We start from the raw sequence: 8,583 nt of genomic DNA on the forward strand, positions 1-8,583 counted from the left end.
TGCTAATTAAATACTTTCTTCCAAAGCTTTGCTGGCTATCCGAGTGATAAAGACAGTAACCGCGACAGTAGCAAGAAAACTGATAATATTAATCAACCATTTTACGGCGGAATCTTGAGGACTTGCATACACAGTTTCCCTGCCTATCGCAGCAACCTCTCCCACCAAAGAACCCGAGTAAACGTACATAATTGTACCCGGTATCATGCCAAAGGAACCCAGCACGTAATCTTTCAAAGAAACCTGAGTAATTCCCAGAGCGTAATTCAATAAATTGAAAGGAAATAAAGGACAAAGACGAGTCAAAAAAACTATTTTTAATCCTTGTTGGGAAACTGCGCGATCGAGAGCTTTAAACTTGGGTTGAGATTCCATATATTTTACCACGCGATCGCGGCACAAATAGCGCCCGATCGCAAAAGCAAATACAGCACCTAAAATGGACGCCACAAAGACGTAAACCGAACCCCACCACAAACCAAAAATCGCCCCCCCTCCCAGCGTCAGTAACGAACCCGGTACAAACAGCACAGTAGCCAAGTTATAAGTAGCTACAAAAGCCACCGGCCCCCACCAGCCTAAATCCTCGATCCGCATTAACAGAGTTCTCAACACATCTTGAACGTAGGCAGATCTAGTTGCTACAATTAAGAGAGCAAGCAAAAGTGCGATCGAAAAAAAAAACACTATGCGTTTAAATTTTACCCTAGCATAATCTTGGATTCGTTCTTTGGCCATGATTCACCCGCAAATATTTATCAGCATTATACTCCAAACTTAAATTATTACTGTAAACTACCCTACAAGCGATCGTCATGACACCAAAAGCCCAACTTCCAATCCCCGAATATTTTGACCCCAAAAAATTAGGCGAAGTATGGCGAGTCCCCTACCAAGAACGTGCCGCCCAAGCGAAAGAGTGGGCAAAGCAGCACAGCATCCAGCCAGCATCCAGCGACAAAAACCGCATTTGTTTGCTGATAATCGATGCCCAAAACACCTTTTGTTTGCCAGAATTTGAACTATTTGTTGGCGGGCGTTCCGGTAGCGGTGCAGTTGATGATAACCTGCGGCTGTGCGAATTTATTTACCGCAATTTAAATGCAATTACAACCATTGCGCCCACAATGGATACCCACACCGCCCTGCAAATTTTTCATCCAATCTTTTGGATAAATGAAGCAGGCGAACACCCCCTACCCGCCGCCACTTCTATTACTTTAGAAGACGTGCAGCAAGGCATTTGGAAAGTCAATCCAGCCGTCGCCCACAGCATCAGCGGGGCTAATTTTTCAGCACTGGAAAAACAGGCTTGCCACTACGTCAAAAAACTCAGCGCCGATGGGAAATATCCCCTGACAATTTGGCCCTATCACTCAATGTTAGGAGGCATCGGACACGCGCTGGTTTCTGCGGTGGAAGAAGCAGTATTTTTTCATACTATAGCCCGCAACAGCCAAGCACTTTTTGAAATTAAAGGCGGTAATCCACTGACAGAAAACTATTCTGTTTTGCGGCCAGAAGTTTTAGATGGCTTCGACGGCAATCCGATTGCGGAAAAGAATGCTAAGTTTATGGATAAATTGCTCGATTTTGATGCAGTAATTATTGCCGGACAAGCCAAAAGTCACTGCGTTGCTTGGACAATTGATGATTTGTTAACGGAAATTTTGGCGCGAGATCCAAATTTGGCAAAGAAGGTTTATTTGCTGGAAGATTGTACTTCGCCTGTGGTTGTTCCGGGTGTTGTTGATTTTACGGAACAAGCAGATGCAGCTTATCAAAAATTTGCGGCGGCGGGAATGAATGTGGTTAAATCGACTCAGTTTGAGGTACAATCAAGATAAGTTAGCAACTGGCTGTGAGTATGAGCTTAGTATCTAATAAGCCGCCGGCTATTATCCGTACAGAGCGTGGATTGACGCTCGCAGGTACGCGCATCACTCTCTACGACGTGATGGACTACGTAACCGCAAATATCCCCCTAAATTTATTCGAGATCTGTTTGATTTGACAGAGGATCAAATTAATGCAGCCCTCTCCTACATAGATACAAATTGGGCTGAAGTTGAGGCTGAATACCAAGTTGTTCTTAAGGAAACTGAGGAACTTCGGCAATAGTACGAAGAACAAAATCGCGAGATCGTCGCCCGCATTGCTACCCAGCCACCACCACCTGGGTTGGAAGCAGCCTGGGAAAAGCTTCAAGCATCGAAGGCACGTCACCAACTTCAGTCATGATTTTTTGATTAAATGTAGTTAAATCAATAATTTCTAGTCAGCCTTAAGCTGGTTCTCCAAATCCTGAATCTGCAGATCGAGTTGCGTTCTTTCTGATTCAGCTTTCTCAATTTGTCTTTCTAGCTTAAACTTTTGAGCAGTGTCGGATTCGATCGCTGAATGTTCTCGTAAAGCAGCTATCTTTTCGCTTAACAAATCATACTGCTTCTGGAGGCTATCGAGTTGTTGGTGGATACGCTGATGTTTTCTTGCTGTGACAGTTTCTTTACTTACTCGCTCAGGATTTGTCTTCTGCTTAGTCTCGATGCCTAAGATGTCTAACCATTCTTCGGTAGTTATAGGATTTTCAACTGCCTCAACAGCAAGAGGATTGATAACCTTTTCGACAAGCAGGTGCTTCTCGGTTAACTTCTTCTTAATCCGTTCCTCTATGGTATCCTTCATCCAAAAACTGTACACTGTCAGATGCTTTGTTTGTCCAATTCGGTGTGCTCGATCTTCAGCATTTTGCATTTGTGCCGGATTCCAGGGATGATCGAAATGAATTACATAGGAAGCTTCTGTCAAAGTCACACCGAAACCAACTGACTTAATTGTAGCCAGGAAAACATTTACATCTGTCTTACTGCGAAAATCACTAATTACCTGATTGCGTTTCTGCTCAGACATTCCGCCTTTATACAAAACAAAGCGAATCCCTTGCTTGCCTAATAATTTTGCCAGTTTATCCACTCCTTCTAGAACATACTGAGAAAAGATAAGTACCTTCTGATTGTTGGCTACTATTGTTTCAAGATATTCAAGTAATCGTTCCGTCTTTGGACTTTCATCTTTCCCTTCAGCAAAATTACAAATTTGCTTCAACTTTCCTATAAGCGCAAAAATGTGAGTTTGTACTTGACTTTCATTACCCAGAGAATTCTTAATGCTTAGACGACCTGCATTCAGAGCATTATTGTAAGCATTCCGTTGTTCGTCATCTAAATCCAACCAATTCTCTTGATAAGTTTTCTCAGGTAAATCCTTTAAAACCTCCTGCTTTAATCGGCGACGCATATAAGGCTTTATCGTGTCTTTGATTTCTTGATTTGAATAATTAATACCTGAGTTAAATAAACCTGGTTCAATAAATTCAAAAAGTGATTTAACATCTTCTATGCTATTTTCAATCGGTGTACCCGTTAATGCCCATCGATATTGGGCTTGTAATTGACGAACTGCTTTAGAACGACCAGAATTTTTATTTTTTACGTTCTGCGCTTCATCTAAAGCAACACAATCAAACTTATTTAAATCAGTTAATAAACCCTCTAATAAATCATTAGGAATAGTATCATAGGTTGTAATATACACATGAACTGGAGTTTCCCAGGCTAACTTACGGTGTTCCCTACTGCCTCTGATAACCGTTATTAATAGTTCTGGTGCCCAAAGGTAGAAATGTCCGCTCCATCCCTCGGGTTTTTCAGTTTCAATGCTTATCCCAACGCTACCAATTACAGCAGGAGGACAAACAATTAATGCAGATTTAATTTTTCCTTTCCTGAAAAGAACACGTATTGCATTTACTGTTTGGACGGTTTTACCAGTACCCATTTCGTCCGCAAGTAAGGCTGATGAGTTAGCCACTAACCAGCCAATTCCTTCCTGTTGATATCCTCGTAAAGGCTGATATAAATCAAGCTCATCAGGAAAATCAAATAATAAAGGTGGTTGTAGTAAAGGCTTTAATAAATCCCAAACATCTACTTGTTTGGTTAGAGAATAGTCTTTCTGAGCCTGATCGATTAAACGGAGTTTTTCATCATCTCCAAGATTTGACAGATTTCTTCTAAGCTGTTGAGTCTCGTCTTCAAATGCTTTTCCTTTTGGCTTTTCTGCTTTAAGGGGTTCAAATAAGTTTTCTGAAATGGGTGTCTGAGCAATGGGGTAATCATATTCAAAACTGTCGGGCCGAGGAATTAACTCTACTAAGTTTTTAGATGTCCAATTTTTAACACTAAATAAATCAGTGCAATCAAAAGTATTTGGGCGAGGGATAAATAAACTATCAGAAACCTCAAAGCTACTAGGAACCTGAAATGGCTCAATTATCTCATGGACTGATGGGGTTACAGGTAAAAGGTTTTTAGAAACTCTAACTTTTGAAATGGTAAGGCAGAGATTATCTGAAATCTGTGGGATGGGTATCCGAAAACTTTGCGATCGAGTTTCCGGAGGCTCCATTATCCACTCTCTTATTAGAAAGCAAGCAGGTGTTCTAACCCCAGAGGCTGCTTTGGTTATTTGTCTTGAAATATTGCGTATCAGCCCCATTTTTCCTAATCCCCTAGCTTCTGTTGATGTACTTCCTGACACGCTATGTCATTACGTGAAAATGGCTCTAGTATATTTCTACGAGAATATATTGACTGTAGTTGTTGTTGTACACTGTTTAGTTCGTTGCTAAAATTTTCGGAAGTTTTCAAGATGAGAGAAGGATGCTCCGAATTTGCAGAATCCAATTGTTCTGTGGGAATGTTTTTGCCAAACAGTGGCTCGTCTTCTTTCAAAATTAAAATAGTAGGAACCATCTGTTTGTCGTTAATCCCAAGAAAGATTGGATCGCGCACTAGGATGATTTGGGGCTTTTCCTTGAGTTCAACTATCAAGGGAAGTGCTATAAGTTCTACCAGAATATGTAGCTCCAGAAGTTCACCATACAAAGTTTTCTGGTAGAAAGTGGGACGAATTGGTGCAGTGACGCGAAATTCCAGTGGCTTTGTATCATAGTCAGCCACAAGTACCGCACCTCGAATCGCAGCACCATCTTCAAAGCGATGACTGGAAATAAAGGCAATTTTGAGATCGTTCATATTTTTTTGAAAAAAATTATAGACAGCCTAGCTTTGGGCTGTTCTGTACAGCCGTGATAACAATCACATGAGTAGAGCTTTTGGCAGAAGACATTAGTTGGATGGTGCTGCCTCAGCATCAGATTCAGAGGAGTGCTTGCTCAACAGCATCCAGTTCAGCCCCTAAATGGGCTAATCTAGCCTCTTCATCCAAAAGCTGCTGTTCCAGTTGAAACTTAATTGCTGTCGCAGTTTCGATCGCAAAGTCCGTCCGCATCCGTTTTACCTTCTCACTCCGCAAGTTCCACTCGCCTTGCAAGGCATCCCGTTTCTGTTCCATCCGCCGTCGCTTTCCAGAAGTTAGGCTAGTTGGTGCAGGAGTAGACTCAGGGGAAGGCGATTCCCCTGGTAGGAACTTGCTGCCGCCTGCATAGTAGCAGAGGGGAAAGTTATCACCTAAGTCTAAAACCTTATTAACGAAGGGATGTTGAGGACCCGATGCTCGCTTAGGTACTTGGTCAAATAGGTAAATCAGGACATCAAGGATGCGAGCATAACCATCCTTATTGACGGCTGCCTTGCCTTGTAGTGCTTCCAGTAGACAAGCAGTAAAAGCACTGTAAGGATTACCTGTATAGGAATACTCGTTTTCTCTTGATGAAGCAACTACTACCCTACCACTGCCCGATCCCAATACATTCAACAGGTTAGGTGGCACTGGCGACTTGGTAAAACTTTTATCAACTTCCTTCAGTGCAGGAAGACCTCCAGCGTGACAGCAATCTAGGAGAACAACGAGCTTACGAGCTTTAATCGCCTCAATCTTCTCAGTAAACTCTCTGCCTGATATAGCTGTATCTGCTATTCGGCTCCTGTTAAAGTCATAGGGTACTAGAAAATACTCAGACGATCCATCTAAACCCTTGATTGAACCCCCATGACCTGAGTAATACACAATTACAGTCGCCTCCGGATTCTGACTCACTCGTTCAATCAGCCGATCGAATGCAGCAAGAATTTGCTGCCGAGTGGCAGAAGTTTCGGTGAGGAGGGCAACTTGTTCTGTTGAGTAAGCAGCGTGACTGGGGTCAATCAGCAGATTATATATAGCAGTAGCATCTTTGACGGTGACGGGTAGATCGACACCGATGCCCACAAGCAATGCGTAGCCGTTGGAGAAGATTTGATTAGTCACGCTCTGTTTTGGTCAACTTATGTAGGACTTACGCACCATTGAGAGAATTTTAGCTATTTTAGCATTCATAGATATTCGCCGCTACAAAATCACTATTTCCTCTGCGAGCTATTATTTATACTAATCATTATTTCCCATCCAATCTCGGCACACCTTCCAAAAAATCGCCGCTCAACATTAATTCAGTCATCCGGTCTAACTTGCCGCTGACTTTTAATTTTTTATCTGTTTGAAAGCGCTCAATATCTGCTGGCAAATTACCAGAATTATATCCTAATTTACTCAAATAGTCAATAGCTTGTTTGTCACTTAACAAGATATCCGCAGAACGAAAAATCGGCACGTATTCCTCGCGCCAAATTTGGGCAAAAGTTGCTCTATCTAAATAGAAAATCTTGCCCCTGGCAGGGTCAGCAATTGCAGCAATACTGTCATTCATTCCCAGCAAAGCCACCGCGTGCGGTAGCTTCCGAGGGCCGTCAAACAGCCAAACTGCTAGCACTCCGGGGCGATTAATTTGCTGAATTTGCTCCCAAGTCGGCGCTAGTTCGATCGCATTGACTCCCAAAGCTCTTGCTGCTACAATTAACTGCGGCATGGAAGTTCCCAAACGACTCGTGCCGGCCTCCCTAGCTACACTCGATTCCGTCGCATCCATTCCCCAACGCCTTAACACTGTTGCTAGCGCCGCCGGCGCGCAACTGCTGTTAGATGTTTGCCGAAATACACCGTTTGGCTGCAAATTATCTATTAAATCAGCGTAAATGGGCGCCATAAAATAGTTTTCAGCGCCTGTAAATCCTCCCAATCCCAACAAGCAAATTAAAATTACTGCGATTACTTGCGATCGCGCCGTCAGCCAACTTATACTAAAGCCAATACCGCAGACTCCCATCAGCATCACTCGTAGCAAAGTCCAAGTAACTGCCATTCCGTGAAAGCGCCACTCGATCGGCAAAGCTGGCATTTGAGGCAGATTTAGAGCCAGTAGCAGCAAGGCAATATAAAAACCCAAAAAAGCTAGGGCGATCGAATTTCTGCCCTTAAACAGATCGTTAGCCGTCACTCCCGATCGAACTAACACCCGCCCGAAGCGCATTCCCCAGACAAACAGCACCGAACCCAGCACCAGCGTCACAAATATTTCCATAAGTTCAGAATTCGATCGCTTAACTAGGTTGTAACATTTATGCGATCGACTTGCACCCCAATCAAGAGTGGGAGAGAGTCCGAGTGGGGGAGAGAATTTGACGATGTTTGGGTTTCGTTCCTCAATTCCCCGCTACAATCGAATAAACAGGATTTATCCAAAATCGAAGCAGGCAAAATAACCCTCAATCCTAAAGACTTCGACCTGCATCGCTTGTTGGATATTAAGTTTTGCCAGATTTTTTTTGATGAGTCTGAGTAAATGGTTGACAATCAGATAATTCAGCTACCTAACCCAAAAGGAGATATTGTTATGTTTGCCAGCTTAAATCTGAGAAACCGGATGTTACTCGGATATGGAGTTTCCATTGATTTGAAGGCGATTAAGTAATTTTTTTGGTAATAATAGGAAAAGTTTAAGATGATTAACTTCAAAGCCACCAAATTAAGAGAGCGTATCCTGTGGGGATATTCAATACCGATTTTGCTTTCAGTAGGAGCAGCTACTTTGGTTTTCTTTAATGCTAAAGAAGTAGAAGAAAAAGCAAAATTGCTAAATAATTCTAATGCTATTGTTATAAGTCTTAAAAATCTTCAACTGGGATTTTCCGGTATGCAGAAATCTGCTCGTGGCTATTTTTTGGCACAAGAGAGTGCTTTCTTAACTGAATATAATGAAGGGGTAAAGAGCTTCGATAAATTCTCTCAGGATTTACTTAAGCGGGTTCAAACCCCGAAGCAGCTCCAGCGGCTAGATGAAATGAATGTATTACAAAATCAGATAGACCAAGGCTATAGACAAGCCTTTTCTTTGGTCGATCGAGGTAAGCGAGACGATGGAATTAAGTTGTGGAAGACACAAGTTGTACCAAAGCTTCGTCAGGTTGATGCTATAGCTAAGGAGTTTCAAAAGACCGAGCAGGGTATTTTAATTAACAAAGAAAAAGAGCAAATTCAAGCTTTGCAGTTCCTGACTACAGTGGTGATTTTAAGCACTGCTTTAGCTGCACTTACGGCAATTGCGAGCGCTCTGTGGATTGCTTCGGACATTGCAGAGAAAATGAATCAGTCAGTCAATATGATTGTTAGTTCTTCCACAGAGATTGCTGCTGCAGTTGAACAGCAGGAACGCACAGCCACGCAGCAATCTAGCTCTGTAAATCA

At 42.5% G+C, this 8,583-nt stretch carries 9 protein-coding genes; 4 read left to right on the forward strand and 5 right to left on the reverse strand.

The features are described from left to right. Window positions 1-6: 6 nt before the first annotated feature. Window positions 7-738 carry a TVP38/TMEM64 family protein gene (locus QUA40_RS16375; protein ID WP_333127600.1) on the reverse strand — a complete coding sequence of 244 codons (732 nt, stop codon included), beginning with the start codon at window positions 736-738 and terminating at the stop codon, window positions 7-9. 77 nt (window positions 739-815) lie between these two features. On the opposite strand from QUA40_RS16375, the gene QUA40_RS16380 reads away from it, so the two are divergent. Both QUA40_RS16380 and QUA40_RS16385 read left to right on the forward strand, forming a co-directional pair. After that, window positions 816-1,847: an isochorismatase gene (locus QUA40_RS16380; protein WP_333127602.1), complete on the forward strand. Its 1,032-nt coding sequence runs from the start codon at window positions 816-818 to the stop codon at window positions 1,845-1,847. Window positions 1,848-1,867: 20 nt separating this feature from the next. Continuing rightward, window positions 1,868-2,014 carry a hypothetical protein gene (locus tag QUA40_RS16385; protein ID WP_333127604.1) on the forward strand — a complete coding sequence of 49 codons (147 nt, stop codon included), beginning with the start codon at window positions 1,868-1,870 and terminating at the stop codon, window positions 2,012-2,014. 260 nt (window positions 2,015-2,274) lie between these two features. On the opposite strand, the gene QUA40_RS16390 is transcribed toward QUA40_RS16385, so the two are convergent. From QUA40_RS16390 to QUA40_RS16405, 4 genes are all read right to left on the reverse strand, one after another. Then, window positions 2,275-4,599 (reverse strand): SNF2-related protein, encoded by a 2,325-nt coding sequence (locus QUA40_RS16390; protein ID WP_333127606.1) that lies wholly within the window; start codon window positions 4,597-4,599, stop codon window positions 2,275-2,277. After that, window positions 4,563-5,096, reverse strand: a complete 534-nt coding sequence (locus QUA40_RS16395; protein WP_333127608.1) for a hypothetical protein — start codon at window positions 5,094-5,096, stop codon at window positions 4,563-4,565. The genes QUA40_RS16390 and QUA40_RS16395 overlap by 37 nt, the downstream gene beginning before the upstream one ends. A gap of 124 nt (window positions 5,097-5,220) precedes the next feature. Further along, window positions 5,221-6,270, reverse strand: coding sequence for a caspase family protein (locus QUA40_RS16400; protein WP_333127610.1), 1,050 nt, complete (start codon window positions 6,268-6,270; stop codon window positions 5,221-5,223). A gap of 127 nt (window positions 6,271-6,397) precedes the next feature. Then, entirely contained in the window at window positions 6,398-7,420 is a 1,023-nt protein-coding gene (locus tag QUA40_RS16405) for a cysteine peptidase family C39 domain-containing protein (protein ID WP_333127612.1), read from the reverse strand. A gap of 39 nt (window positions 7,421-7,459) precedes the next feature. Between QUA40_RS16405 and QUA40_RS16410 the strand changes: the two genes are divergently transcribed. Then, window positions 7,460-7,681: a hypothetical protein gene (locus QUA40_RS16410; protein ID WP_333127613.1), complete on the forward strand. Its 222-nt coding sequence runs from the start codon at window positions 7,460-7,462 to the stop codon at window positions 7,679-7,681. A 159-nt stretch (window positions 7,682-7,840) separates the two neighbouring features. Then, on the forward strand, window positions 7,841-8,583 hold a 743-nt coding region (locus QUA40_RS16415; protein WP_333127615.1), incomplete at its 3' end, for a CHASE3 domain-containing protein.

The organism is Microcoleus sp. Pol11C3, from assembly GCF_036701485.1.
Classification (GTDB): Bacteria; Cyanobacteriota; Cyanobacteriia; order Cyanobacteriales; family Microcoleaceae; genus Microcoleus.